Raw genomic sequence first — 26607 nt, 5'->3', positions numbered from 1 at the left:
AAAAATGACCACCGCTGCCCAGGCAGATGCCAAGACATATCCGCCATCCGCAGAAACCGTTGCCCACGCGCATGTTGATGCTGACAAATATGCCGACATGTATGCCGCTTCAATCAACGATCCTGACGCGTTCTGGGGTGAGCAAGGCAAGCGGGTTGACTGGATCAAACCGTTTTCCCAGGTCAAAGACGTCAACTACGATTTTGGCGCGGTTAAAATCAACTGGTATGCAGACGGCACGCTGAACGTTTCGGCGAACTGTCTGGATCGCCATCTTGAAACACGTGGCGACCAGACCGCCATCATCTGGGAACCGGATGATCCAAACGACGCAGCACAGCACATCACCTATGCCGAGCTGCATCGCCGTACCTGCCGGATGGCCAATATTCTGGAATCGCTGGGTGTACGCAAGGGCGACCGCGTTGTCATCTACATGCCGATGATCCCCGAGGCCGCCTATGCTATGCTGGCCTGCGCGCGGATTGGCGCCATTCATTCGATCGTTTTTGCCGGTTTTTCACCCGATGCTTTGTCGGCACGGATCAACGGCTGTGACGCTAAGGTCGTCATTACCGCTGATGAGGCGCCGCGCGGTGGTCGCAAGACTCCGCTGAAGTCCAACGCTGATGCGGCCTTGCTGCACTGTAAAGACACTGTGAAATGTCTGGTGGTCAAGCGAACCGATGGCCAGACCACTTGGATCGACGGTCGCGATTTCGACTATAATGAAATGGCGCTGGAGGCCGATGACTACTGTGCCCCTGCTGAAATGAGCGCCGAAGATCCGCTGTTCATCCTATATACCTCCGGTTCAACGGGTCAGCCCAAAGGCGTCGTGCACACCACCGGTGGCTATCTGGTCTATGCCGCGATGACTCATGAGGTCACCTTCGATTATCACGAAGGCGACGTGTACTGGTGCACTGCCGATGTCGGTTGGGTCACCGGACACAGCTATATCGTTTACGGCCCGCTGGCCAATGGCGCGACCACGCTGATGTTCGAAGGCGTACCAACCTACCCGGATGCGTCCCGCTTTTGGCAGGTTTGCGAAAAGCACAAGGTGAACCAGTTCTATACCGCCCCCACCGCATTGCGTGCCCTAATGGGGCAAGGCAACGAATGGGTCGAGAAATGCGACCTAAGCGATCTGCGGACGCTGGGCACTGTAGGCGAGCCGATCAACCCTGAAGCCTGGAACTGGTACAATGAGGTTATCGGCGGTGGACGCTGCCCGATTGTCGATACCTGGTGGCAAACCGAAACCGGTGGTCACTTGATGACGCCCCTGCCCGGTGCCCACGCGATGAAGCCAGGCTCGGCGATGAAGCCCTTCTTCGGTATTGAACCTGTCGTTCTCGATCCGCAATCGGGCGTCGAAATCACTGGCAATGGTGTCGAAGGCGTGCTGTGCATCAAGGACAGCTGGCCCGGTCAGATGCGCACCGTCTGGGGCGATCATGAACGGTTCGAGAAGACCTATTTCTCGGATTACAAAGGTTACTACTTTACTGGTGACGGCTGTCGTCGGGACGAAGATGGCGATTACTGGATCACCGGCCGCGTCGACGACGTGATCAACGTCTCGGGTCACCGCATGGGCACCGCTGAGGTCGAAAGCGCGCTGGTTGCGCACGCCGCTGTAGCGGAGGCCGCCGTGGTCGGCTATCCCCATGACATCAAAGGGCAAGGCATCTACTGCTACGTCACGCTGATGAATGATCGCGAACCCAGTGATGAGCTTGTTAAAGAGCTGCGCACCTGGGTCCGGACCGAGATTGGTCCAATTGCCTCGCCGGATGTTATCCAGTGGGCCCCCGGCCTGCCCAAGACCCGGTCAGGGAAGATCATGCGCCGCATCCTTCGCAAGATTGCCGAGAATGACTTTGGATCACTGGGCGACACATCGACCCTTGCAGACCCGTCGGTCGTCGAAGACCTGATTGAAAACCGGGCGAGCAAGTGAGGGTGTGATGGATACAGCTACAACTACCTCACCCGCCGTTCTCATCCTTCTCGGCCCTCCAGGCGCTGGGAAGGGCACACAGGCCCGCATGCTGGAAGACAAATTCAGCCTGGTCCAACTTAGCACGGGCGATCTGTTACGTGCGGCTGTTGCAGCAGGAACCGAAGCTGGCAAAGCCGCCAAGGCCGTGATGGAAGCCGGCGATCTGGTCAGCGATGAGATCGTCATCGCAATCCTGCGCGACCGTATGGCCGAACCTGATTGCGCCAAGGGCGTCATTCTTGATGGTTTCCCGCGCACAACAGTTCAGGCCGAAGCACTCGACGGGTTGCTGTCAGAAAACGATCAAAAGATCAGCGCGGCCATCAGCCTCGAAGTGGAAGACGCGGAAATGGTGATCCGTATCTCGGGTCGCTACACCTGCGCTGGTTGCGGCGAGGGCTTCCATGATCGGTTCAAACAACCGGCTGTTGAAGGCAAATGTGACAAATGCGGCCACACTGAATTCAAGCGACGTGCCGATGACAACGCTGAAACCGTGGCCTCGCGGCTTGAGGCGTATCACGCCCAGACCGCGCCGCTGATTACCTACTACGAATCCCACGGCGTCCTGCAACGTACTGACGCTATGGGTAAAATCGATGACATCGCCAGCGATCTTGAAGGGTTCGTCAGCGACGCACTGAGATAAGGGGGAGGAGACGAGCCCAAGGGCTTTGATCCTACAACAGAATACTTCAATGGACCCGCTTTGGCGGACCAGAGGAGTTTTGCCTGACACCAACCGGTGTTTGGCACAATCGAGAAGCGGCCCGCAGCACTGGAGGAGTTGGGCACGGGCCGCCCAACGAGGAAGCGAAGGAGGAACCCGCGATGGCGGATCAATCATCTAACTCCGCGCAGACTGCCGAGTCCGATAAGGGCTATTGGCAGGCCAATCTGCGCCTCATCTACATCAGCCTCGTGATTTGGGCGCTGGTGTCGTTTGGATTCGGCATTCTGCTGCGTCCACTACTGTCGGGGATCGCTGTCGGCGGCACCGATCTGGGCTTTTGGTTCGCACAACAGGGATCGATCCTGGTCTTTCTGGTGCTGATCTTCAACTACGCCTGGCGCATGAACAAGCTAGACGCCGAATACGGCGTGGAAGAATAAGGGAGCGCGGGGAAAATGGATCAGTTTACCATCAACCTGCTGTTTGTAGGCGCGAGTTTCGCGCTCTACATCGGCATCGCGATCTGGGCCCGTGCAGGGTCCACATCAGAATTCTACGCCGCGGGTCGCGGCATCCATCCGGTCACAAACGGTATGGCGACAGCGGCGGACTGGATGTCTGCGGCCTCGTTCATCTCGATGGCGGGCCTGATTGCCTTCACCGGCTACGACAACAGCTCTTTCTTGATGGGCTGGACCGGCGGTTACGTGCTGCTGGCACTGCTGCTGGCGCCGTATCTGCGCAAGTTCGGCAAGTACACCGTATCGGAATTCATCGGTGACCGCTTCTACAGCCAGACCGCCCGTATCGTTGCAGTGATCTGTCTGATCGTTGCTTCGGTGACCTATGTGATCGGTCAGATGACCGGCGTGGGCGTAGCCTTTGGCCGCTTTCTCGAGGTGCCCAACACTACCGGTCTGCTGATCGGCGCAGGCGTTGTGTTTGCCTATGCGGTTCTGGGTGGAATGAAAGGCGTGACCTACACGCAAGTCGCGCAGTATTGCGTGCTGATCACCGCCTACACCATCCCAGCGATTTTTATCTCGCTGCAACTAACCGGCAATCCTGTTCCGGCACTGGGTCTGTTTGGCGATACCGCAAGTGGTGAGCCGCTGCTGACCAAGCTGGATGCGATCGTGACCGAGCTGGGCTTTAACGAATACACGGCCCATCACTCGAACACGTTGAACATGGTGTTGTTCACACTATCGCTTATGATCGGTACAGCTGGTTTGCCACATGTCATCATGCGCTTCTTCACGGTGCCGAAAGTGTCTGACGCACGCTGGTCTGCCGGTTGGGCGCTGGTGTTCATCGCACTGCTGTATCTGACCGCCCCCGCGGTTGGCGCTATGGCACGCCTGAACATCAGTGACATGATGTGGCCCAACGGTGGCATCGAAGGTGGCGCGGTTTCGGTCGAAAATATCGACAACGATCCGCGGTATGACTGGATGGCCACGTGGCAGAAAACCGGTCTGCTGGACTGGGAAGACAAGAACGGCGACGGCAAAATCCAGTACTACAACGACAAGTCCGAAGCCATGACTGCCATCGCGGAAGAAAAAGGCTGGGTCGGTAACGAGCTGACCAAGTTCAACCGTGACATCCTGGTTCTGGCCAACCCCGAGATCGCCAACCTGCCGGGTTGGGTGATCGGTCTTGTCGCTGCCGGTGGTCTTGCGGCCGCTCTGTCAACCGCAGCCGGCCTGCTGCTGGCGATCTCGTCAGCTGTGTCCCACGACCTTGTCAAAGGGGCCATCAACCCGCAGATCTCAGAAAAAGGAGAGTTGCTGGCGGCGCGTATCGCAATGGCCGTTGCCATCGTTGTGGCAACTTACCTGGGTCTGAACCCACCGGGATTTGCGGCGCAAACCGTGGCCCTGGCGTTTGGTCTGGCGGCTGCCTCGATCTTCCCGGCGCTGATGATGGGGATCTTCTCGACCCGCATCAACAACACCGGCGCGGTTGCTGGCATGCTGGCGGGTCTGACCGTTACGCTGGTCTACATCTTCCTGCACAAAGGTTGGCTGTTCATTCCGGGCACCAACTCGTTCACCGATGCTGATCCGCTTCTGGGTCCAATCAAGTCGACGTCGTTCGGCGCCATCGGTGCAATGATCAACTTTGGTACTGCCTACATTGTTGCGGGCATGACCAAAGAGACCCCGCAGGAGATCAAAGATCTGGTCGAAAGCGTCCGCATTCCCCGTGGTGCGGGTGCAGCTCTGGATCATTGAGCCTGATGCGGTCGTTGGATAACCTCCAAAGGCCGCGTCTTTCGACTTACTGTTCCCGCCCGGCATACCACCGGGCGGGATTTTTCTAAACGAAACCCGGAGGCCCCTGATGACATTGTCGCAAAGTCGGATCACCCGGTTTCTGAAATCCGTTCACCCCTATGACGCGCTGCCCGATCCTGTGATGAACGATCTCGCACAAGAGATCCAAGTGCTTGAGATCGAAGAGAGCTCTGCCGTCTATGCGCACGGACAGGAATTGCCCGGGGTATACATCATCTATGAAGGACAGGTCGAAATCACGGATGAGAATGGCGCGGTCGTATCGCATCTGGGATTGCGTAACTCTTTTGGCGAGCGGGGTCTGTTAAAAGGCGGAATCGCCTGTACCAACGCCCGTGCGGATACGCCGACTGTGCTTTTCGTCGTGCCGACCGGGATGTTTCAATCTCTGATCCAAGAACATGATGTTGTGTCCCGGTTTTTTGACCGAAAACGGGCCAGTCGCACCGGCCCTCAAAGCCTTGCCACCACGGCGATCGACGTGTTGATGGCCGCTGCCCCAGCAACATGTGACGCATCCATGCCTGTACAAAAAGCAGCGCAGATCATGCGGGACAAGCGTATCTCGTCCCTTTGCGTAACGGAGCACGACAGCCTGGTGGGGATTGCGACCCTGCGCGATATCTCAAGCAAGTTCGTAGCCAACGCCATGCCCGACACCACTACGATTTCCAAGATCATGACGCCCGACCCCATAACGCTGTCACCCAGCGACATCGGTTCGGATGTTCTGCACGTGATGATGGAACGTGGGATAGGCCATATCCCGATTTGCGAAGGCGGACATCTGATCGGCATCGTGACACAGACCGATTTGACTCACTATCAAGCCGTCAATTCTGCCGAGATGGTGCGCCGGATCGCCCGTGCGCAATCAGCCGAAGAGATGGCTTTGGTCACCGCAGATATCCCGCAGCTGTTGGTACAACTCGTGGCCGGCGGAAACCGGCATGAGATCGTCACGCGTCTGATCACCGATATCGCCGACACCGCCACCCGTCGCCTTTTGACCCTGGCCGAACATAAACTGGGGTCACCGCCTGCCCCTTATCTGTGGCTGGCCTGTGGCTCTCAAGGTCGGCAGGAACAGACCGGTGTGTCGGATCAGGACAATTGCCTGATGTTGGACGACAGCGTGACGGATGCCGACATGCCCTATTTTCAGGAACTGGCCAGGTTCGTTTCAAACGGGCTGAACACATGCGGATACTTCTATTGTCCCGGCGACATGATGGCGACCAACCCGCGCTGGTGTCAGCCCGTTCAGGTTTGGCGCGACTACTTCCGAGGATGGATCGCAAAACCAAATCCCGAAGCACAAATGCTGGCCTCGGTCATGTTCGATCTGCGGCCCATCGGTGGCCAGTTCGAACTTTTCGAAGACCTGCAGGCCCATACGCTTGGTGCCGCCAACGCGAACTCGATCTTTGTGGCCCACATGATTTCCAATTCTCTGAAGCATACTCCGCCGCTTGGGTTGCTGCGGGGGTTCGCGACGGTCCGATCCGGCGAACATCGCAACACGCTGGACCTAAAGCACAATGGCGTCGTTCCAGTGGTTGATCTGGCCCGAATTTACAGTCTTCAGGGACAATTGAGCGAGGCGAATACGCGCGCGCGCCTGAAGGCTGCAGAATCCACCGGCGTCCTCAGCCCATCCGGTGCCCGGGATCTGCTGGATGCCTATGATCTGATCGCAGAGGCACGGCTGGAACATCAGGTCAGGCTGGTCAAATCCGGCGAAAAGCCAGACAATTACCTACCGCCGCCGGATTTGTCCGACTTTGAGCGAAGTCATCTTCGGGATGCGTTTGTTGTTGTAAAAACGATGCAATCGGCGGTTGGTCATGGCAAGGGAATGCTAAGCTGATCGCATGGCGATTGGCTGAGGTTCAGAACACAGCGGGCGGCATAGCCCGTAGAACGGAGAGACGAAATGTTTCTGGAATTGATCGGCACAGTCTTTGCGGGCATTGCGTTTGCGGGCGTTGTGATGGCGCTGAACAAATTCAGCGGCGGCCGCCTGCCCCGCTGGGCGGCACCGGTTGCGGCAGGTGTTGGCATGATCGGTGTTACAGTCGCCAGCGAATACTCGTGGTACAACCGACAGCTAGAAAACCTGCCCGAAGAATTGGCGATCATTCAAGAAGTCGAAAGCCGCGCCTTCTATCGTCCGTGGACCTACGCGGTGCCCTTCGTGGATCGTTTTGCCGCCATAGACACGGTGTCTGTGCGCACCAATGATCAAGTCCCGGACCAACGCCTGGTCGATCTGTATTTCTTTGGTCGCTGGGCTCCGGTCTCAAAAATGCCGGTGGCCGTAAACTGTGCTGAGAACCGCCGCGCCAACCTCGCGGATGGAGCCGAATTCGCCGATGATGGTCGTTTGTTGAACGCAGATTGGTTCACAGCCGGATCACGCGACCCCATCATCGAGGCCACCTGCGGAGTGTAATCATGCTGACCCGTCTGAACCTACGGATCAGAATTTTCCTGTTCTTCTGCTTGCTCGCCCTGGGCGGGTTGGCCGTCAGTTCCGTCGCGCTTTGGGTCAGCTATGCCCGATTAGACAATCCTGAACTGCTGACCGCCTTTGTGTTTGCGGAGATTCTGATCGGGTTCGGAATGCTCGCGATGGTTGCCGGGGTTTGGCTTATGTTTGACGACAACATTGCCAAGCCTATTGAACGGCTTTCTGCCGAGCTGCGCGCCCGGGCGCATGCTGGGGTCAGTACCGATATGGACCTGCAAGCCACCAGGTATCTGGGCGATCTTGCCCCCGCCGCGGCTGGTCTGGCGGATCAACTTTCTGACAAGACCCTGAACATTGCCGAGGCGGTCGCGGCTGAAACCGCCCATTTGGCGGCAGAAAAGCAACGATTGACCGCCCTTTTGACCGAGATCCCCGTGGCGATGTTGCTGGCCAGCCCAACCCATAAGATCGTCCTGTATGACGCGCAGGCGGCTGAAGTGTTGGCTCAAATTTGCCACCCGCGCCTGAATGCGTCGCTGTTTGAGTACCTCAAACCGGGACCTTTAGAGGACGCCTATTCCAAACTGGTAAAAACCGGGATGGACGTGGAATGCTCGCTTATCAGCATTGATGAAAACCAAAGCTATTTGGCACGGATGAAACCGCTGGGCGATGCGCCGGGATACATGTTGATTTTCGAAGACAGCACCACGCGCATCTCGCCCGACGCCGCACGTCCGCTGGTATATGATTTTGATCTGCTGCACGCGGCAGCAGAAGACGCGTTGGAAAACCGTGCCTTATCCGATCTTTGTTTTGTTGTCTTCGACACCGAAACCACCGGATTGCTGCCGCATAAAGACGAAATCGTCCAAATCGGCGCGGTGCGGGTCGTCAAAGGCCGGATTGTCGATTGCGAGCAGTTGAATATGCTGGTGAACCCGGGCATTCCGATCCCCGCAGCCTCGAGCAAAGTCCATAAAATCAATGATCGAATGGTGAAGGACGCACCGGGTATTGCCCAAGCCGGAAAGGTGTTTCATCGATTCGCGCGCGACGCTGTTATCGTCGCGCATAATGCGCCGTTTGACATGGCCTTTCTGCGGCGGCACGCCAATGACATGGGCGTCGAATGGGACCACCCCATTCTGGATACAGTCTTGCTATCGGCAGTTTTGTTCGGTGCCAGCGATACGCATACGCTGGATGCATTATGTGAACGACTGGACATCACGATCCCTGACGCACTGCGTCACACGGCATTGGGGGATGCCTTTGCGACGGCCGAAGCCCTGGTCAAGATGCTGCCCATGCTGCAAGCCCGCGGCATAACCACGTTTGGTGCGGTCCTTGCTGAGACACGCAAGCACGGGCGGTTGCTGGAAGACCTGAACTGACCCGCGAAACCTTTGGCGCGCGCTCAGCTTTCCATGGACAATCTCTTCGGGTCATGGCACCTGATGCGCGAGCACAGAACGAGCGCGTCATGACCGAAAGAACCTTCTCACCCGGCCCGGATCAAAGCAGCGCGTTCCGCGAGGCATTGGGATGTTTCGGCACAGGCGTGACCGTCATCACGACAGATACCGGAAACGGCCCGCGCGCGATTACAGCAAATTCATTTTCGTCGGTGTCGCTTGATCCGCCTTTGGTCCTGTGGTGTCTCGCCAAAGACTCCAACCGCTTTGATGCGTTCAGTAAGTGCCAACACTATTCCATTCATGTCATGGCGCAGGACCAACAGGAGCGGGCGTTGAAATTCGCCCGCGATGGAACAGATTTCTCGCACGCCGAATGGAGCACGGATGAGGCCGGACGCCCGCAACTGACCAATTGCCTGGCGCGGTTTGATTGCCATATCCACGCTCGTCACGAGGCGGGAGACCACTTGATTGTAGTGGGTCATGTAGATCAAGTGATGCACCGCACCGGCAAAGGTTTGATCTTCAAACGCGGCCAGTTCGGCGGCTTTGTCGACTTGATCTAATCGTCCAGTGAGCCGTGCACGGCCAGTGCGTCGAGTTCGGCCTCTTGCGGGGTGATCACGCGAAACGCTTCGCGTACACCTGTGTCCGTCAACTCACGGGCAACTGTCAGCAACGTGTTTGGATCGTGGTCATCGCAAAGCTCTGACATATGGTCAATTTCAGCTTGTGCGACGCCCATTGCGGCCTCGGCAGAAGGTGCTCCGTAGAATTGCACAAAATGCTCGGCCAGGTTCTGTTTTGCCAGTTCGATTTCGGCTGGTTCAATCTGTGTCACAGCCACGAACGTAACGCGCCCGAATGTGTCCAACCCCAACCAGCCGTTTGCAAAAGCCTGACGAGGCTTGCCTTCCAGATCCCCCGGTCCCCAGTTGGAAAACTCGAACCCGCCCGAGATACACCATTCACCCGTGCGTGCCGGAGAGTGAAAGACGTTCATGTCACTTTCGTCAAAGTGAATAGCACGGGCCAATTTCATCAGTCAGTCTCCAGCAATTGCGTGAGAGGGCGCAGATGCGTGTCTGTTCCCTTCCGGATGAGCATTCCAAACCGCTCGTTCGTGCCTAGAAAGATACCTTCTTCTCCCAACGGCTCTCCGACCCCTTGCAACAATCCCAACCATTCGCTGTGCAAAGGTGCATTGCCATCCTGTTGCCATCGGTTGAGCCAGGTCAGCATATGGCGTGACCAGCTTTCGACCAGCTGCGAGGCCGACACATCGGCGCAGCCCTCGTCATAAAGCGCCGTGACATCCGGTGTATCTCCCGGGGCATCACTGGTCTGCAACAAGGCCAACTCCCACCCCACAACAAGCCAGTCGGGAACAGCCGCCGGCTCGACGGTGGACGCCGCAACATCGAACTGTCCACATTTGGCACCATTCACACAGATTAGCCCGTCCCACCCAAGATGCACCGCAACTTCGGGCGGGGCCAAAGCGCCCAGCGCGTTCTGAAACCCGACTGCGCACAGGGGCATCATCGCCATCGCATCCTGCAACGAAACCTCAGGGGCGAATACGATGGCTACACGCAGCCTGTCTGCCTGGATGTTGTAAACAACGGCCCCCGCATCACATCCAAGTGCGGCCATCGACTGCGCGCGCTCAAAGGGGTCTTCCCCTCCCTGCACAGGGTGGCCTGATAGCAGCGGTGGGAAGACGAGCTCGCTCATGCAACGCCTTTTGTGATCAGGTCGCGCGCAATCTTGCGGAACGCTTCGGCCTGTTGGCTGTCGGGCTTGCTGATCACAATTGGCGCGCCTCCGTCCGCGGCGACACGGATATCCAGATGCAGCGGGATCTCTCCCAATAACGGAACGCCCAGCTTTTCGGCCTCTGATGCAACGCCGCCATGGCCGAACACATGTTCTTCGTGCCCGCAATTCGAACAAATATGAGTGGACATGTTCTCGATCATCCCAACGATCGGTGTCTTGAGCTGGTTGAACATGTCGATCCCCTTGCGGGCATCAATCAGCGCCACGTCCTGCGGTGTCGAGACCACAATGGCACCATCCACTTTGAACTTTTGGCTTAGCGTCAGTTGCACGTCGCCGGTTCCGGGCGGCAGATCCACGATCAGAACGTCCAATGCGCCCCACTGGACCTGGCTCATCATTTGTTGCAACGCGCCCATCAACATAGGTCCCCGCCAGACAACGGCCTGCCCTTCGTTGGTCATCAGCCCCATCGACATCATCGTAACGCCATGATTGCGCAGCGGCAGGATTGTCTTGCCATCCGGGCTGGCAGGACGACCAGAAACCCCCAACATCCGGGGTTGCGACGGGCCATACACGTCAGCGTCCAACAGACCGACACGACGCCCTTCTGCGGCCAGTGCACAAGCGAGGTTGGCCGAGACAGTCGACTTGCCCACACCACCCTTGCCCGAGGCCACGGCAATGATCCGATCTACGCCGGGTACCGCTTGCGGACCGGTTTCTGATGGTCGTGGCTTGGGTTTCAGCTCGGGCGGTGCCTTGTCCGAATGCGCGGTCATCATCGCCGATACGCTGCCAACACCCTCAACCATCTGTGCGGCCTGTTCAGCGGCAGCACGTATAGGCTCCATCCGTTCAGCCTGCTTGGGATCGACCTCAAGCACAAAGCGGACAGTATCGCCTTCAACATTCAGCGCACGCACCACGCCAGCGCTGACGATATCCTGACCGGATACCGGGTCGGTGATCTTTTTGAGGTTCGCCAGAACCGCATCGCGGACACTCATGCCTTAACCCCTTTGAACTGCGCCACCGCGTGGTTGCTTTTCATTGCATGTGTCTCCGTCTTTATCCGTTCATTTGACGCATTTGCCCGTGGCCCGTTAGGCTTGGTCATGCGCTTTGTCCTTTTGTGCCTGAGCCTGACGCTCACCGCCAGCCCCTCTTGGTCGCAAGAGGCAATTGGCCTCGCCGCCCCGGCCGAGGTTTCCGACTCTGGCCTGTTGCAACATATTCTGCCCCGCTTTTCTCTCAAGACCGGCATACGCGTGATCTCGGACGACTCCGGGGCGATGTCCCTTACTGCCACGCCAACCGGAGACCCGGTGTTTGCCCGCGAGGGGGTCATCTATCACCTGACCATTGACGACGATTCCCGTCAGCAGCGGTTCCGCGACTGGATGCTGTCCGATATCGGCAAGCGTACGATTGAAAGCTATGCGCCCCCTCAGGGTTCTGCTTTCAGCGCAAGTTTTGAAATCACCAAGATCGACGAAGCCGCGACGCTGGAGGGTGACGCTGTCCTGGGCGAAGAACTGTCGATGACCCATTGCGGACGATGCCATGTGATCGGGCCCAAAAACCGAATGAATGGTCTGGGTTCGACCCCGTCGTTTGCTGTGTTGCGTTCTATGCCGGACTGGACTGAGCGTTTTGAAGCATTCTTTGCGTTGAACCCTCACCCGGCGTTTACGCAGATCGACGGGATCACCCCCCCTTTTGACCCGGAACGCCCCTCGCCCATTTATCCGGTTGAAATGTCGGTGGACGATCTTGAAGCGATCCTTGCCTTTGTCTCGGTCATCAGCGCAGCCGATCTGGGCGCGCCTTTGCAGCATCAGTGATCTTTCCGTTTTGAGAGATAATCGTCCGTTGTGACGACGCGTGGCTTTGGGTTGGACTGAAACGGGTTATCTTGATGTTGAAACTGCGCATTTACCCTGCAATCATCGCACATCTGGATCATGCGCGCCTGCTCGGACGTGGCAAACATCGGATGTGTTCCTGACAGCTTGTCCATAATGCGTTCGACCGTCGACTTGACCCCAAACAAAGCGCCACATTCGACACAGGCAAATGGTTCCTCTTCATTCAACACTTGCTGAGACAGGGCCCCATCACTCAGATCGAATTGGGGGACCAGAGTTATGGCAGTCTCGGGGCAGATCGTTAGACATAGCCCGCATTGCAGGCATGCGTCTTGCTGAAAGTTCAGCTGGGGCATGTCCGGATTATCGATCAACGCGCCTGAGGGGCACAGTGACACACAGCTAAGGCACAATGTGCATGCATCAGTATCTACTGCAACGGCCCCATATGGCGCATCTTTCGGCAGTGGCAGCGGAGCCTCAACCTGCGGGTTCAATGCCTGAGCAGCAAGCCGTGCGATCTGTCTGCGATTGCCCAGCGGCAACACCGGGTCGGCCAACGGCGCCGGAACCGTTTGGTCATAGAGACAGTCCGACATGGCATCGGGGTCGGCCTCATCAATCAGGCCCAATCCGGCACCTCCGGCGATGGTTTGCGCCAGCTCTAATTCTCGATCCAACGCATCCCGTTCGGTTGTCGGCGACAATAGGACATCGACCCGCGCGAACCCATGCGCCAATGCCGCCAGCATCTCGGCATGGCCAAATCCTGAAATCACACAGAGCTCCAGGGGGATAACATCTCCTGGCAAGCCCCGCCCAAAGCGGGCGGCCAGGCGGATCTTCTCGGCCCCATATGCATCGTGCACCAGCAAACGCGGCGCGATACCGCCTGCGCGACGGTAACTGCGTGCCAGAATGTGCATCCGTGACAGCAGTGCCGACACCGGCGGATCTTCGTATGTGATTGCGGTCGAAGGGCAAACCGCTGCGCACTCTCCGCACCCGGCGCAAATCATTGGATCGATCGAGACATGCTCGCCCGCGGGTGTTATGGCCCCAGTAGGACAGATATCCAGACAGTTCGTGCAAGCGACCTGTTCGGCCCGGGAATGCGCGCACAAGGTTTCTTCCATGCGAACATATAGGGGTTTCTCAAAGGTTCCGACCAGTTGCGCCGCTTCGAACGCCAAACGCTCAACCGCAATCGCATCGCGAGGATCGGCACGCAAATAGCCTTCGCGTTTGGCCGGCGCCGAAACAAACGCCGTTCCTCCGGCTATGTCTATCAGGATATCACAAGACGAGCGTGCACCGTCCCGAGGTATGGTCCAGCTGAAGGTACCGCGCCCGCCAGGCTCAAGCTGTTGCAACGCGTCAAGGTTGATCGAAAAGCCACCCAATGCGCCCTGAACCGTCCGGACCTGACCGCGCACCACATCATAGGCGCGTGAAACCGGCTGGGAGTCATCTGAAATCACGACCGTGACAGCCAGCGTCGCAGACAGCCGCTCGGCCAGATCAAACGCCACATCTCCGGAGCCGACAATGCAACACGTACCTTCGCTTATCACATCTACACTTCGCGTGATCGGTTGCGGCAAAAGTGCTTCGGCGGCCAGGGCGGCCATCTTCGCGGATGCGTCCTGCCCCTGCTCCGACCACCCTGCGCGGTCACGCAGATCCACAAAGGCTGGGGCGTCGATACCCAGATCCTTAGCGAGATCGCGAAACACGTCTTGCTCCTGACCGCAGGCGATCACCACGGCCTCCCCATCTTTCATAAGCTCTGCAGCAACGTTCATTTCCCGGGTGCATAATGCGGTGTGGACCTTCGAACAGGCGGCATCACATGCCAGGCCGATATGGTCAGCGTCCACTGATTGCGTCCCTTCGCAATCACAGAGCAATAGTTTGGTCACCATATCCCTCCCCCGGACAGCTTCCACTCTCAGCACCTTAGGCTGCATCCCCCCATAGACAATGTAAATCCTGTGCCCCGTGCCGTTTTCACCGACCTGTCATCATCACCAACCCCCATAAACAAAGGCGTCGGACAAGAAGATCACGAATACGTAATCACTTCTACGACTAAGGTCGTAACCTGCGGGCTTGGCACAAGGCCATTTTGTGTACCATAGTGGACGCAGGGGAAGGCTGGGGAGAGCCTTCCGGGGAGGATGCGTGGCAAAAGCCGCAAGCCAAATCGAAATGCCTGTTGGCGTCATCGTGCGCAAAACACCCGGCGTGACCCGCTGGGCTAAATGGTGTTGGCGCGCAGTTGCCGCATTGCCCGGCGCCGGACCTGCCGATTGGCAGGAGTTGCGGCGCGAAGGCGACGCCATCGAATACCATGCCGCCACACTGCCACTGGTGCTTTGGGCTGACGAGGCTGAGGCCTATATGGTCAACCTTTCTGACGGGCAGCCTTCGATCTATCTGGTCCTGCGGGATGAGATAAATGGTGAGCGACCGATGGACGCAGTTTTGATCACAGCCTCTCCGTTCGAAGGTCAGGATTATGCTGATACCGGCGAAGAGATTGTAGAGAAGATCCCGATGTCCGAAGGCCTGATCGCCTGGGTTCGGGATTTCGCCGTGGAACATCACCGCGATGAGGTTTTCGTCAAGCGCTAACGCGACAAGAAACGGACGGACCTTGTTGAAGACGGCAAAGGGGACGCGCGTATCCGACAGGACTCGGACGTGTTCCGCGCACCGCGGCGGGTCGTGCAATGAGCGAGGCCCGCGATTTCTGGTCCCGCCGCAAGGCTGCCGTTCAGGCTGAGGTTGAAGCAGAGCACGCAACTGTCGAGGCGCAGGTTGTAGCCGCCCATCAGGCCGAGCTGGACGAAAAGACAGATGCCGAGATACTGGCAGAGCTCGACCTTCCTGATCCGGACCAACTGCAAGCAGGTGACGATGTCTCAGGCTTTATGGCCAAGGCTGTGCCTGACCGACTGCGGCGCCGCGCGCTGCGCCGGTTATGGCGGCTGAACCCTGTTCTGGCCAATGTCGATGGGCTGGTGGATTACGGCGAGGATTACACTGACGCCGCCTGCGTGGTCGAAAACCTGCAGACCGCCTATCAGGTTGGCAAAGGTATGCTGGCCCATATCGAAGCCCTGGCCGCAGCGGAGAACAAAAGCGACGACGAAGTCGACGCAGACCCCAAGCCGCTGGACATAGAAGAAGATGCACCCCTTGACCCTGCGCCACCTGCGCAAACGGTCGAGTTGGCGCAGACGGATGAGATTGAAGAGGCTGAGATCACCCCCGCCCCTCGTCGCATGACATTTGAGTTTGAAGGATAACGAAATGACCGCAAACAACGCGCAACATCTTGAGGTTTCGGCCGAGGATCGCCTGCGCGCGGATTTCTACAATTTTCTCGGATTGCTGCTCTCAGCTCCCCCCGATCAGATGTTGCTGAACCAGATGGCCGGGTTGTCTGGGGACGAAACCGATCTTGGTCAGGCCATCCAGGCGATGGCCCGCGTTGCCAAGGTGACCAAACCGCCAGCGGCTGAACGCGAATTCAACACCTTGTTCATCGGTCTTGGGCGCGGTGAGCTGCTGCCCTATGCCAGTTTCTACCTGACTGGCTTCCTGAACGAGAAACCTCTGGCGCAGCTACGCAACGACATGGCCGCACGAGGCATTACACGCGCCCAGAATGTGTTCGAACCCGAAGACAACATCGCCTCGCTGATGGAGATGATGGCCGGGATGATCGTGGGCCGCTTTGGCGCCCCCGCTTCGTTGGATGAGCAAAAAGCGTTCTGGAACAAACATATCGGCCCTTGGGCCGCGCATTTCTATTCGGATTTGGAAGCCGCTGAAAACTCGATTCTCTATGCCTCGGTCGGCACCGCTGGTCGGGTCTTTATGGAGATCGAGCGTGAGGCGTTTCGAATGACGGCGGCATAGCCCGCCACTCACCGGTGCCCAAAAGGTGCCACACCGCAAATGGGAAAGGAGACCCCCATGAGCAAGACCAAGGAAGAAGGCACCACGCGCCGCGACTTCCTCAAACTGGCCGGAACCGCAGCGCCCGCTGCCGTTGCCGCAGTCAGCCTGAGCGGAGAGGCCGAAGCAGCAGAGCTGCCGACGGACGACACCCGCATGCAGGACACCGCGCACACGCGCGCATATCTGGACAGCGCCCGGTTCTGAACCGGACGGCGTCATACCCGACAGACGGTTGCGATTGGCCCTGACGTCGGTTTCGACAAGTACCAAGCCAGCCATGGCTCACATGGCCAGCAAGGGAGGAAAGAAATGCTTAGGAAAAAGACCAACGGGGTTGCGAGACGCCCCCAGCGGACAAGTATCCTGTCCCAGGTCGGCGAGAAAACCGTCGATCGCCGCGCGTTCCTGCGCGGATCGGGCCTGACGATCGGTGGCCTTGCCGCGATCAGCGCTACGGGTGGAACCGTGACGCCAGCCAGCGCCCAGACAGCGGCCAATCAGGCCGTCGAAAATATCAAATCAGTCTGCACCCATTGTTCTGTCGGCTGTACCGTCGTCGCCGAAGTGCAGAACGGCGTCTGGATCGGGCAGGAACCCGGTTGGGACAGCCCATTCAACTTGGGTGCACATTGCGCCAAGGGGGCCTCGGTCCGCGAGCACGCCCATGGCGAACGCCGCCTGAAGTATCCGATGAAAAAGGAAGGCGGCGAGTGGAAGCGCATCAGCTGGGAAGAGGCGATCAACGAGATCGGCGACGGCATGATGAACATCCGCGAAGAGTCTGGCCCCGACAGCGTTTACTGGCTGGGGTCCGCCAAGCACAACAACGAACAGGCTTATCTGTTCCGCAAGTTCGCCGCCTATTGGGGCACGAACAACGTGGACCATCAGGCCCGTATCTGCCACTCGACCACTGTTGCGGGTGTTGCGAACACATGGGGCTACGGCGCCATGACCAATTCGTACAACGACATCCATAATTCAAAGGCCATCTTCATCATCGGCGGCAACCCGGCCGAGGCGCACCCCGTCTCGCTGTTGCATGTTCTGCGCGCGAAAGAGCAGAACAACGCGCCGCTGATCGTCTGCGACCCGCGCTTTACCCGCACCGCAGCGCATGCCGATGAATATGTCCGCTTCCGCCCCGGCACCGATGTGGCGCTGATCTGGGGGATGCTGTGGCATATCTTCGACAACGGATGGGAGGACAAAGAGTTCATCCGCACCCGCGTCTGGGGCATGGACCAGATCCGTGAAGAGATCGCCAACTGGACGCCGGAAGAAACCGAGCGCGTCACCGGCGTACCTGGATCGCAGCTGAAGCGCGTGGCCCGGACGATGGTCAACAACCGTCCAGGTACGGTGATCTGGTGCATGGGTGGAACGCAGCACACCAACGGCAACAACAACACCCGCGCATATTGCGTGTTGCAACTCGCGCTTGGCAACATGGGCACCTCGGGTGGTGGCACCAACATCTTCCGCGGCCATGACAATGTGCAGGGCGCGACGGACCTTGGTGTTCTGTCCCACACCCTGCCCGGCTATTACGGCCTGTCGAAAGGTGCATGGGGGCATTGGGCACGCGTTTGGGGAGAAGAACCCGAATGGTTGGCTGGCCAGTTCGCCTCGATCAAGGACAAGGAAGGCAAGGACAAACCGCTGCAGAATGAACGCGGCATCCCGGTCTCTCGCTGGATCGATGGTGTTCTGGAAGACCCGGAGAACATGGATCAAGACAACAACGTCCGCGCCATGGTTCTGTGGGGCCACGCGCCGAACTCGCAAACGCGGGGGCCGGAAATGAAGACGGCGATGGAAAAGCTGGACATGCTGGTGGTAATCGACCCGTATCCCACTGTTTCCGCCGTTCTGCATGACCGGACGGATGGCGTGTACCTGTTGCCGGCCTGTACGCAGTTCGAAACCCGTGGCTCGGTCACGGCCTCGAACCGGTCGCTGCAGTGGCGCGACAAAGTGGTGGATCCGCTGTTCGAAAGCCTGCCGGACGAGGTCATCATGGCCAAGTTCGCCAACAAGTTCGGCTGGGCGGATCGATTCTTCCGCAATATTGAAATGGACGACGCCGAAACCCCGAATGTTGAAAGCATCACGCGTGAGTTCAACTCGGGCCTCTGGACCATCGGCTATACAGGTCAGTCTCCAGAGCGTTTGAAAAGCCATATGGCCAACCAGTACACGTTCGATAGAACAACGCTGCAGGCGATTGGCGGCCCGAACGACGGTGAGTATTACGGTTTGCCGTGGCCTTGTTGGGGGACGGCAGAGATGGGTCATACGGGGACACCAAACCTATATGACATGTCCAAACCGGTGGCCGAAGGCGGCCTGACCTTCCGCGCGCGTTTCGGCGTGGAACGTGACGGCGACAACCTGCTGGCCGAAGGGGTCTATAGCGTGGGCTCGGAAATTCAGGATGGCTATCCGGAATTTACGATGCAAATGCTGATGGACCTTGGTTGGGACGGCGATCTGACCGCCGAGGAACGCGCGGTTATTGACGCCATTGCAGGACCAGAGACCAACTGGAAGACCGACCTGTCTGGCGGTATTCAGCGGGTTGCAATCGAGCATGGCTGTGCGCCCTTCGGGAACGCCAAAGCCCGCGCGGTTGTCTGGACCTTCCCGGATCCGATCCCACTGCATCGCGAACCACTTTATACGAACCGGCGCGATCTGGTGGCGGACTATCCGACCTACGAGGACCGTCAAGCTTATCGCCTACCCACCCTGTATGCTTCGATCCAAAAGAACGACTTTTCAAAGGATTACCCGATAATCCTAACGTCAGGTCGTCTGGTCGAATATGAGGGCGGCGGCGAAGAATCCCGGTCGAACCCGTGGTTGGCTGAGCTGCAACAGGACATGTTCGTCGAGATCAACCCGCGCGACGCCAACAACCTTGGTATTCGTGATGGGTCGCAGGTCTGGGTCGAAGGCCCCGAGGGCGGCAAGGTCAAAGTGATGGCAATGCTGACCAACAGGGTCGGTTCTGGCGTGGCCTTCATGCCGTTCCACTTTGGCGGCCATTTCCAGGGACAGGACTTGCGGGACAAGTACCCCGCCGGCGCCGATCCCTATGTCTTGGGTGAAAGTTCGAACACCGCCCAGACCTATGGCTATGATTCAGTGACACAGATGCAGGAGACCAAAGCGACTCTCTGCAAGATCTGGTCAGCGTAAGGAGGACGACAAATGGCTAGAGCAAAGTTTCTCTGCGACGCTGAACGCTGCATCGAATGCAACGCCTGCGTAACCGCGTGTAAGAACGAACACGAGGTGCCGTGGGGCGTGAACCGCCGCAGGGTGGTGACGATCAATGACGGTGACCCGGGCGAACGCTCGATTTCGGTGGCCTGCATGCATTGCTCGGATGCGCCTTGCATGGCGGTGTGTCCGGTCGACTGCTTCTATCAGAACGAAGAAGGGGTCGTCCTGCATTCCAAGGACCTGTGCATTGGCTGCGGCTATTGCTTCTACGCGTGCCCGTTTGGCGCGCCGCAATACCCGCAGGCGGGCAACTTTGGATCACGCGGCAAGATGGACAAATGTACCTTCTGTGCCGGTGGCCCCGAGGAAACGCACTCGACCGCAGAGTTCGCCAAATATGGTCGCAACCGGATCGCCGAGGGCAAACTGCCCATCTGCGCCGAAATGTGTTCCACCAAGGCCCTGCTCGCCGGTGACGGCGATGTGGTGTCGGCCATCTACCGCGAACGCGTTGTGGCGCGCGGGTTTGGCTCGGGTGCATGGGGCTGGGGCACCGCCTATGACCAGAAAGACGGCTGAGCTGTCTCTCAAAAGGCGGTTCCGTGAGATCGTTCGCGGGACCGCCTCTGTTTGGCCAGAATAAAACGGTCGGACGAAATTGGGCGTGACCAATCTGATCGGAGCACCTCATGACTGAACATATTTACTGGCTGCTAAAGCTTGACCTGCAAACAGATCAGGATGCGGCCTTTGATGCGCTGATGGCAGAAATGGTCACCGCGACACTGAACGAAAGTGGCGCGAAATCATATGAATGGCATCGAAGCGGATCGGCAATTCATATCTTTGAACGGTACGCCAGTTCTGACGACGCGATGACCCATATGCAGAACTTCGGTACAAACTTCGCTGATCGGTTCCTTGCAATTCTCACTCCGACTCAGTTGGACGTCTACGGACCCGCAAAAGACGACCTGCGCGCGGCTCTTACGCCGGTCGGTGCAGTATTTCATGAGCAAGTCGGCGGCTTTGACCGTTAAATCCGGATGACACAGGAGTTTTGACAGATGCGCCTGATCCAGTTGCTACTGATACCAATTTTCCTGGCCAGTTTCGCATGGGCTCAGGAAAGCGCGGGCGTCCCTGATGAAACTCACCGTGGCGTTACAGGTGGCGCAACCACCCTGGAAGACATTTTGGCGCGCCAACGTGGCGAAGAGGTGGACAACAGCTTTCGGTCTGAGAACACCGGGCAGGGCAATGTTGAGGGTTTGCTCGGCCAGTTGAGTCCTCGTGGCGTTTCCTCGGACAGCGATCTCTATCGCGAACTCAGGTTTGGCTCAGCGGACGTAACAGTCTCGGCGCGAGGACCCGCCGCTAGCGTTCTGATCCAAGACGGCGGCATGTGGTGGCTGAACTTTCGCACCGGCCCCCTGCGTGAATACGGAACGTATATTCTGGGCGGAATGCTCGTTGTCTTGCTGCTGTTTTTCCTGATCCGCGGGAAGATCAGAATTGATGGCGAGAAAACCGGGCGGACAGTGACTCGCTTTAACGGCTACGAAAGGTTCGGCCATTGGTTGTTTGCCGGGTCATTCCTTGTCCTAGGCGTTACGGGCTTGCTAACATTGTATGGCCGAGATTTCCTGATCCCAATCTTCGGAAAGGAAGGCTTTGCGATGATCGCGCAAGGGTGCAAATGGTTGCACAATAACCTCGCCTGGGCGTTCATGCTGGGGCTGGTGATCGTCACCGTGAACTGGATTGCGCATAACATCCCCAACCGGACTGACGTGAAATGGCTGGCTGCGGGTGGCGGATTGTTCACCAAGAACAGCCACCCGCCAGCCAAGAAATTCAATGCTGGGCAAAAGATCATTTTCTGGTTGTGCATCCTGCTGGGCGTATCGATCAGCCTGTCGGGACTATCGCTGCTGTTCCCGTTCGAGATGCCGCTGTTTGCCAAAACATTCTCAATCGCCAACGCGACCGGTCTGCCCCAAATGCTGGGTCTGAACCTTCCCGTGCAGATGTCACCGCAGGAAGAAATGCAATATACCCAACTCTGGCATGTCATGGTGGCCTATGCCTTCATCGCCATCATTCTTGCCCATATCTATCTTGGATCAGTTGGCATGGAAGGCGCATTTGATGCCATGGGCACTGGAGAAGTCGAAGAACAATGGGCCCGCGAACATCATTCGCTGTGGCTTGAGGAAGTTCAGGAAAAAGAGGCCGGTAAGGCGGCGGCCTCGCCCGCTGAATAGATGCGGGGATTGGTAGTGGCATTGGCACTGCTGCCCCTGCCCGCCTGGGCAGAGTTCTTTACTCTGAAAGGGCATGGCGGACCGATAATGGGGATCGCCACTGCACCTGATGGACGCATTGCAACTGCCAGTTTTGACAATTCGGTCGGACTATGGACCGGGCAGACGCCGGAATGGCTGGAAGGGCATGAGGCCGCGGTGAATTCGGTCGCCTTCAACGGCACCGCCATCTACTCTGCCGGGGATGATTTCACCCTGCGCCGTTGGCCGGGAGGTGAGATCGTCGGTCGACACAAAGGCAAGATTGTCGGTCTGGCCGCCTCGACAACCCATGTCGCTACTGCAAGCTGGGATGGAACAATTGGTCTGTGGCCGGTGGATGGGTCCGATCCAAAAATGCTTGGTTCAACCGGAAGTGGCGTTAATGCTGTGGTGTTTTCACCCGATGGATCACAGTTGTACTCGGCCGGAATGGACGGAGCCTTGCGCATTTGGGATGTGGCCAACGGGCAAGAAACGAACCGATTGGTGGAACATGGCTTCGGCATCAATGAGCTTGTTTTAAATGCGCAAGACAATTGGATTGCCTATGGTGCCGTCGATGGCGTGACCCGTATCCTTGATCTGGAAGCCGGGGGAGACCGCGATTTCACATTGGACCGGCGCCCGATCCTGGCGCTGGCCCTCAGCCCGGACCGAAGCCTCTTGGCCGTCGGGGATGGCGAGGGTTACATCATGGTCATCGACACTGTCGAATGGCGCATCGTTCAGGATTTCCGGGCGACACTGCGAGGCCCGGTTTGGGCGCTCGCCTTTTCCGTCGATGGTGCGAACCTTCACGCGGGCGGCATTGATGAGGCCATGTACAGCTGGCCTGTCACCACCCTGTCGGATCAGGAACAAATGGCGTCGGCGGAACCAAGTTTTTTGAAGAACCCCGATGAGATGGGGAATGGGGAGCGGCAATTCGCCCGCAAATGCTCGATATGTCACGGCCTGAGCCCGGACAGCGACAGGCGCGCGGGTCCGACCCTCCATGGTGTCTTTGGGAGGCCAGCCGGAACGCTGCCGGGATATTTGTACTCGGATACGCTGCAAGACTCTGATATCATTTGGAATGACGAGACGATAAATGCCCTTTTCGACGAGGGCCCGGACCATTACATTCCGGGGTCGAAAATGCCGATGCAAAGGATTGCCCAACCGCAGGACCGGGCCGATCTGATCGCCTTTCTGCGCCGCGCAACGGCAGACCGAAACTGAACCGGAGGAGATCATGAAAGCCTTTCTCACCGCAATCGCGGCGATGGCCGTCATCACAGTTGCAGCGCCGTTTGCGCTGGATCAGATCGGGTTCAGTGCGGCAGATGCGGGCTCTGGCTCTGCCGTGCGCCTCGACTGAATGTCGGAATACCTGACCACCCGGGAACTGGCCGATCTGCTACGCATTGGCGAGCGGAAGGCCTATGACCTTGCCTCATCCGGCGAAATCCCTTGTGTCCGCGCCATGGGCAAACTGTTGTTTCCCCGGGCCGAAGTCATCGCCTGGCTCAATGCCTCACGCTCGGGTCCGCAGGTGGCAGAACCGCCCCTGCCCCCGATCGTCGCAGGCAGTCACGACCCTTTGCTGGACTGGGCGCTGCGTGAAAGTGGATCAGGTTTGGCCACCTATTATGACGGATCGTTCGACGGGTTAAGCCGCCTCGGCGCACGCACTGCTCAGGCTGCAGCCCTGCACATCCACGAGGAACACGGCTTTAACACTCAATCCTTGCGCGATGAGCTCGGCGAAGCACCGGTGGTTCTGTACGAAGTAGCCCGAAGAGAACGCGGATTGCTGCTGGCACCCGGTGTCTCGGATATCGTGGGATTCGACGATCTCAAAGCCCGCCGGGTCATATTGCGCCAGAACAGCGCCGCCAGCCAGCGGCTGTTTGATGCGCAGCTTGAGGCGCATGGTATGACACGAGACGATCTAGAGACCCTGCCCACCTGCGCCCGCACCGAAGAAGAACTCGCCGTTGCCCTTCACGACAAAAAAGCTGATGCCGGGTTTGGCTTGGGTGCGTTGGCGGAGCTGTACGGGTTGGGCTTTGTGTCAACCCACACTGAACGGCTCGACCTGGCGATCTGGCGGCGCGCTTATTTTGATCCACCGATGCAAAAGCTGCTAGGTTTCATGCAATCTGATCAGTTTGCACAGAGATCTGCTGAATTTGGCGGCTATGACCTGACGCACATGGGGGACGTACACCACAACGGCGCCAGCGGATAAAAACAGCTTTGTTCAGTCACCGGCGTTTGGAAAGAAAACCTGCTGCCCCTCCAGCGTGTAGGCTGCAATCGCCGCCTGCCCGTCCGGTCCTATCAGCCAATCGACAAACCGCTGCCCGGCATTTGCTCGTACGTGCGGGTGCGTTTCAGGGTTGACCAGAATCACGCCATATTGATTGAACAGGCGCGGATCTTCTTCCACCAAGATCTCAAGGCTGCCTTTGTTGCCGAAAGACAACCATGTTGCCCTGTCGGTCAGGGCATAAGCATCCATTCCGCTGGCCACGTTCAAAGTGGCGCCCATCCCGGATCCGGTTTCCCTATACCAAGTGCCAGATGCGTCGGTCGGATCAACGCCAGCAGCGGCCCAATGACCCACCTCGGCTTTGTGCGTTCCACTGTCATCCCCGCGCGAGACAAAAGGCGCTTCAGCGGCTTTGATCGCGGGCAAAGCACTGAGTATGTCAGACCCTTCCCCAATCGCGGCCGGGTCGGACTTGGGGCCAACCAAAATGAAATCGTTATACATAAGGTCAAACCGCTCGACCCCCCAGCCGTCGGCCACAAACTTCTCCTCATCAGGTTTCGAATGCACCAGCAAGACATCACCGTCGCCATTGACGGCATTTTTGATGGCCTGACCGGTTCCGACCGCAACGACACGCACTTCGATGCCGGTTTCCGCCTCAAACCCCGGCAGAATGAAATCCAACAGGCCCGAGTTCTGGGTGGAGGTTGTGGATTGGACCACAATGAAAGGCTCCTCTGCCCAAACAGGCCCAGCCACCAGCCCAAGGGTTACCAACGCTGCCCGAATGCAATCCCGGAACATCAAACTCTCCGTCTCTTTGTTTTAAGTAATCAATCCGCCTGCCAAATAGCGGCGGGATGCTTCGGATTTTGGCGCAACCAGAACCTGCTTCGCAGGACCATGTTCAACGACAGTCCCCGCCTGCATCATCACCACATCCGCCGCCAACCGACGTGCCTGTCCGATATCATGCGTTACCATCACGATCCGCACACCTCGAGTCGACGCGCGCAGAACCATCCTTTCGATCATCTGCGTAGCGCCCGGATCAAGTGCACTTGTGGGCTCGTCCAGCAGCAGAGTTTCCGGCTTCAGGGCCAGTGCGCGCAGTATCGCAAGGCGCTGCGCCTCACCACCTGAAAGCGATCGGGCAGGCTGTCGCGATTTGCCTTCCAGGCCGCCTTCGGCCAACAGCTCAACAATCCGTCGCTTGCGGGCTGTCCAACCAAACCCCTGCCGTTTTAGAACAAAGTCCAGATTGGCCGCCACTGATCGCCGCAACAACACCGGATGTTGAAACACCATAGCCTGACGGGCCTTGTGATCCGAGTTGAGCAAGGTGCCATCCTGCGCCACCTGCCCCCGGTTCGGTGTGATCAACCCATGCAGGCAGCGCAACAAAAGGCTTTTGCCCGACCCGTTTGGGCCCAGAATCAAAGTGGGGCCTGGGCCGTCCAACGTTAGTTCGGGAACATCCAACAGTGTTTTGCCATTGCTCTGAATTTGCAATTCACGTGCCTGCAGAGACGTCGTCATTTCTGATACCAGATCACGCATGACGCAATCCTTCCTGCTCGGCCCGCAGGCTTAGCGTACTGACCATCGCGTTCACGGCCACGGCAATGCCAATCAGGATCGCACCAAGGGCCAGCGCCAGCGCCAGATTGCCTTTGGAAGTTTCCAGCGCAATGGTCGTGGTCATGACACGGGTGACGTGGTTGATATTGCCGCCGACAATGATCACCGCGCCGACTTCCGCAATTGCGCGTCCGAAACCAGCCAACAGCGCCGTGACAAGCGCAAGGCGCGCGTCCCACAACAATACAGGGACCGAGGACAACCGGGACACCCCCAAAGACCTGAGTTGTTCGGAGTACTCCTCGGCCAGCATCTCGGTCACCTGACGCGTCAACGCGGCGATAATAGGCGTGACCAGAACCACTTGGGCGAGGATCATGGCGGTTGGTGTGTACAGCAGCTCAAGCACACCGAGCGGTCCAGACCGCGACAGCAAAAGATAAACCAGTAGGCCCACAACCACGGGCGGGAGCCCCATCAGTGTGTTCATCAACACAATCAGCACACGTCGGCCCGGAAACCGTGCAACAGCTAACGCCGCCCCGACAGGCATACCGATAATCGCAGAAATCAGCACTGCAAACATGGAAACACGCAGAGACAAAAGCACGATCGACCAGAGCTCTGAATCTCGTTCGAAGATCAGAGATAGCGCCTTGCTGAATTCTGATGCAAAATCATGCATTTTCTACGCTTGATGCCCTCTTTCGTACGAAA

The 26607-nt window shown here is 58.1% G+C and carries 26 protein-coding genes and 1 pseudogene; 20 read left to right on the top strand and 7 right to left on the bottom strand.

From position 1 onward, the window contains the following. Positions 1-4: 4 nt before the first annotated feature. The 8 genes from acs to D9K61_RS21200 all read left to right on the top strand — a co-directional run bounded on the left by acs (position 5) and on the right by D9K61_RS21200 (position 9447). Positions 5-1969: an acetate--CoA ligase gene (acs, locus tag D9K61_RS21235; protein ID WP_120635201.1), complete on the top strand. Its 1965-nt coding sequence runs from the start codon at positions 5-7 to the stop codon at positions 1967-1969. 7 nt (positions 1970-1976) lie between these two features. Continuing rightward, positions 1977-2660: an adenylate kinase gene (locus D9K61_RS21230; RefSeq protein ID WP_120635200.1), complete on the top strand. Its 684-nt coding sequence runs from the start codon at positions 1977-1979 to the stop codon at positions 2658-2660. A 182-nt stretch (positions 2661-2842) separates the two neighbouring features. After that, positions 2843-3124 carry a DUF4212 domain-containing protein gene (locus tag D9K61_RS21225; protein ID WP_120635199.1) on the top strand — a complete coding sequence of 94 codons (282 nt, stop codon included), beginning with the start codon at positions 2843-2845 and terminating at the stop codon, positions 3122-3124. A 15-nt stretch (positions 3125-3139) separates the two neighbouring features. Next, the gene (locus D9K61_RS21220; RefSeq protein WP_120635198.1) at positions 3140-4924 is read left to right on the top strand and encodes a sodium:solute symporter family protein; all 1785 of its coding nucleotides are present in this window, start codon (positions 3140-3142) and stop codon (positions 4922-4924) included. A 109-nt stretch (positions 4925-5033) separates the two neighbouring features. Next, the gene (locus D9K61_RS21215; RefSeq protein WP_120635197.1) at positions 5034-6857 is read left to right on the top strand and encodes a DUF294 nucleotidyltransferase-like domain-containing protein; all 1824 of its coding nucleotides are present in this window, start codon (positions 5034-5036) and stop codon (positions 6855-6857) included. A 66-nt stretch (positions 6858-6923) separates the two neighbouring features. Further along, a complete protein-coding gene (locus tag D9K61_RS21210; protein WP_120635196.1) occupies positions 6924-7442 on the top strand; it encodes a hypothetical protein in 519 nt (172 codons plus the stop codon). 2 nt (positions 7443-7444) lie between these two features. Then, entirely contained in the window at positions 7445-8857 is a 1413-nt protein-coding gene (locus tag D9K61_RS21205) for a 3'-5' exonuclease (RefSeq protein WP_120635195.1), read from the top strand. An 89-nt stretch (positions 8858-8946) separates the two neighbouring features. Next, positions 8947-9447, top strand: coding sequence for a flavin reductase family protein (locus tag D9K61_RS21200; RefSeq protein WP_120635640.1), 501 nt, complete (start codon positions 8947-8949; stop codon positions 9445-9447). On the opposite strand, the gene D9K61_RS21195 is transcribed toward D9K61_RS21200, so the two are convergent. From D9K61_RS21195 to D9K61_RS21185, 3 genes are read right to left on the bottom strand one after another with little or no spacing between them, the layout of a single operon-like run. After that, a complete protein-coding gene (locus tag D9K61_RS21195; protein WP_120635194.1) occupies positions 9444-9923 on the bottom strand; it encodes a DUF6505 family protein in 480 nt (159 codons plus the stop codon). The two genes, D9K61_RS21200 and D9K61_RS21195, sit on opposite strands and share 4 nt — an antisense overlap. Further along, positions 9923-10618 carry a biotin/lipoate--protein ligase family protein gene (locus D9K61_RS21190; RefSeq protein WP_120635193.1) on the bottom strand — a complete coding sequence of 232 codons (696 nt, stop codon included), beginning with the start codon at positions 10616-10618 and terminating at the stop codon, positions 9923-9925. The genes D9K61_RS21195 and D9K61_RS21190 overlap by 1 nt, the downstream gene beginning before the upstream one ends. Then, positions 10615-11676: an Mrp/NBP35 family ATP-binding protein gene (locus tag D9K61_RS21185; RefSeq protein WP_120635192.1), complete on the bottom strand. Its 1062-nt coding sequence runs from the start codon at positions 11674-11676 to the stop codon at positions 10615-10617. Before D9K61_RS21185 ends, D9K61_RS21190 begins: the two co-directional genes overlap by 4 nt. Positions 11677-11784: 108 nt before the next feature. Between D9K61_RS21185 and D9K61_RS21180 the strand changes: the two genes are divergently transcribed. After that, positions 11785-12513 carry a cytochrome c gene (locus tag D9K61_RS21180; RefSeq protein ID WP_120635191.1) on the top strand — a complete coding sequence of 243 codons (729 nt, stop codon included), beginning with the start codon at positions 11785-11787 and terminating at the stop codon, positions 12511-12513. Here D9K61_RS21180 and D9K61_RS21175 read toward each other — a convergent pair. Beyond that, on the bottom strand, positions 12507-14462 hold the full coding sequence (locus tag D9K61_RS21175) for a 4Fe-4S binding protein (protein ID WP_120635190.1): 1956 nt from the start codon (positions 14460-14462) through the stop codon (positions 12507-12509). The genes D9K61_RS21180 and D9K61_RS21175 overlap by 7 nt on opposite strands. A gap of 259 nt (positions 14463-14721) precedes the next feature. Here D9K61_RS21175 and D9K61_RS21170 point away from each other — a divergent pair. From D9K61_RS21170 to D9K61_RS21125, 11 genes and pseudogenes are all read left to right on the top strand, one after another. Further along, positions 14722-15276, top strand: a pseudogene (locus D9K61_RS21170) (DUF3305 domain-containing protein). Then, positions 15273-15851, top strand: coding sequence for a DUF3306 domain-containing protein (locus D9K61_RS21165; RefSeq protein ID WP_120635189.1), 579 nt, complete (start codon positions 15273-15275; stop codon positions 15849-15851). Before D9K61_RS21170 ends, D9K61_RS21165 begins: the two are co-directional and overlap by 4 nt. A 4-nt stretch (positions 15852-15855) precedes the next feature. Further along, a complete protein-coding gene (locus D9K61_RS21160; protein ID WP_120635188.1) occupies positions 15856-16467 on the top strand; it encodes a molecular chaperone in 612 nt (203 codons plus the stop codon). A gap of 57 nt (positions 16468-16524) precedes the next feature. After that, on the top strand, positions 16525-16713 hold the full coding sequence (locus D9K61_RS21155; protein WP_120635187.1) for a ubiquinol-cytochrome c reductase iron-sulfur subunit N-terminal domain-containing protein: 189 nt from the start codon (positions 16525-16527) through the stop codon (positions 16711-16713). Between the two features lie 105 nt (positions 16714-16818). Continuing rightward, a complete protein-coding gene (locus D9K61_RS21150) occupies positions 16819-19713 on the top strand; it encodes a formate dehydrogenase subunit alpha (RefSeq protein ID WP_120635186.1) in 2895 nt (964 codons plus the stop codon). Positions 19714-19725: 12 nt separating this feature from the next. Continuing rightward, on the top strand, positions 19726-20319 hold the full coding sequence (fdh3B, locus tag D9K61_RS21145) for a formate dehydrogenase FDH3 subunit beta (RefSeq protein WP_120635185.1): 594 nt from the start codon (positions 19726-19728) through the stop codon (positions 20317-20319). A gap of 110 nt (positions 20320-20429) precedes the next feature. Further along, complete coding sequence (locus D9K61_RS21140) at positions 20430-20780, top strand: putative quinol monooxygenase (RefSeq protein WP_120635184.1); 351 nt, start codon at positions 20430-20432, stop codon at positions 20778-20780. 27 nt (positions 20781-20807) lie between these two features. Then, positions 20808-22007 (top strand): formate dehydrogenase subunit gamma, encoded by a 1200-nt coding sequence (locus D9K61_RS21135; RefSeq protein ID WP_120635183.1) that lies wholly within the window; start codon positions 20808-20810, stop codon positions 22005-22007. Next, complete coding sequence (locus D9K61_RS21130) at positions 22008-23270, top strand: c-type cytochrome (RefSeq protein WP_120635182.1); 1263 nt, start codon at positions 22008-22010, stop codon at positions 23268-23270. Positions 23271-23283: 13 nt separating this feature from the next. Next, on the top strand, positions 23284-23409 hold the full coding sequence (locus D9K61_RS27715) for a hypothetical protein (RefSeq protein ID WP_256386773.1): 126 nt from the start codon (positions 23284-23286) through the stop codon (positions 23407-23409). Continuing rightward, positions 23410-24282, top strand: a complete 873-nt coding sequence (locus D9K61_RS21125; RefSeq protein ID WP_120635181.1) for a helix-turn-helix transcriptional regulator — start codon at positions 23410-23412, stop codon at positions 24280-24282. It abuts the gene before it with no gap. A gap of 12 nt (positions 24283-24294) precedes the next feature. On the opposite strand, the gene D9K61_RS21120 is transcribed toward D9K61_RS21125, so the two are convergent. From D9K61_RS21120 to D9K61_RS21110, 3 genes are read right to left on the bottom strand one after another with little or no spacing between them, the layout of a single operon-like run. Then, on the bottom strand, positions 24295-25113 hold the full coding sequence (locus D9K61_RS21120) for a substrate-binding domain-containing protein (RefSeq protein ID WP_120635180.1): 819 nt from the start codon (positions 25111-25113) through the stop codon (positions 24295-24297). Between the two features lie 21 nt (positions 25114-25134). Beyond that, on the bottom strand, positions 25135-25869 hold the full coding sequence (locus D9K61_RS21115; protein WP_120635179.1) for an ATP-binding cassette domain-containing protein: 735 nt from the start codon (positions 25867-25869) through the stop codon (positions 25135-25137). After that, entirely contained in the window at positions 25862-26575 is a 714-nt protein-coding gene (locus D9K61_RS21110) for an ABC transporter permease (protein ID WP_120635178.1), read from the bottom strand. Before D9K61_RS21110 ends, D9K61_RS21115 begins: the two co-directional genes overlap by 8 nt. Positions 26576-26607 lie beyond the last annotated feature (32 nt).

The organism is Ruegeria sp. EL01, assembly GCF_900313035.1.
Lineage (GTDB): Bacteria > Pseudomonadota > Alphaproteobacteria > Rhodobacterales > Rhodobacteraceae > Ruegeria.
This window is presented reverse-complemented; position numbering and strand designations above follow the sequence as displayed.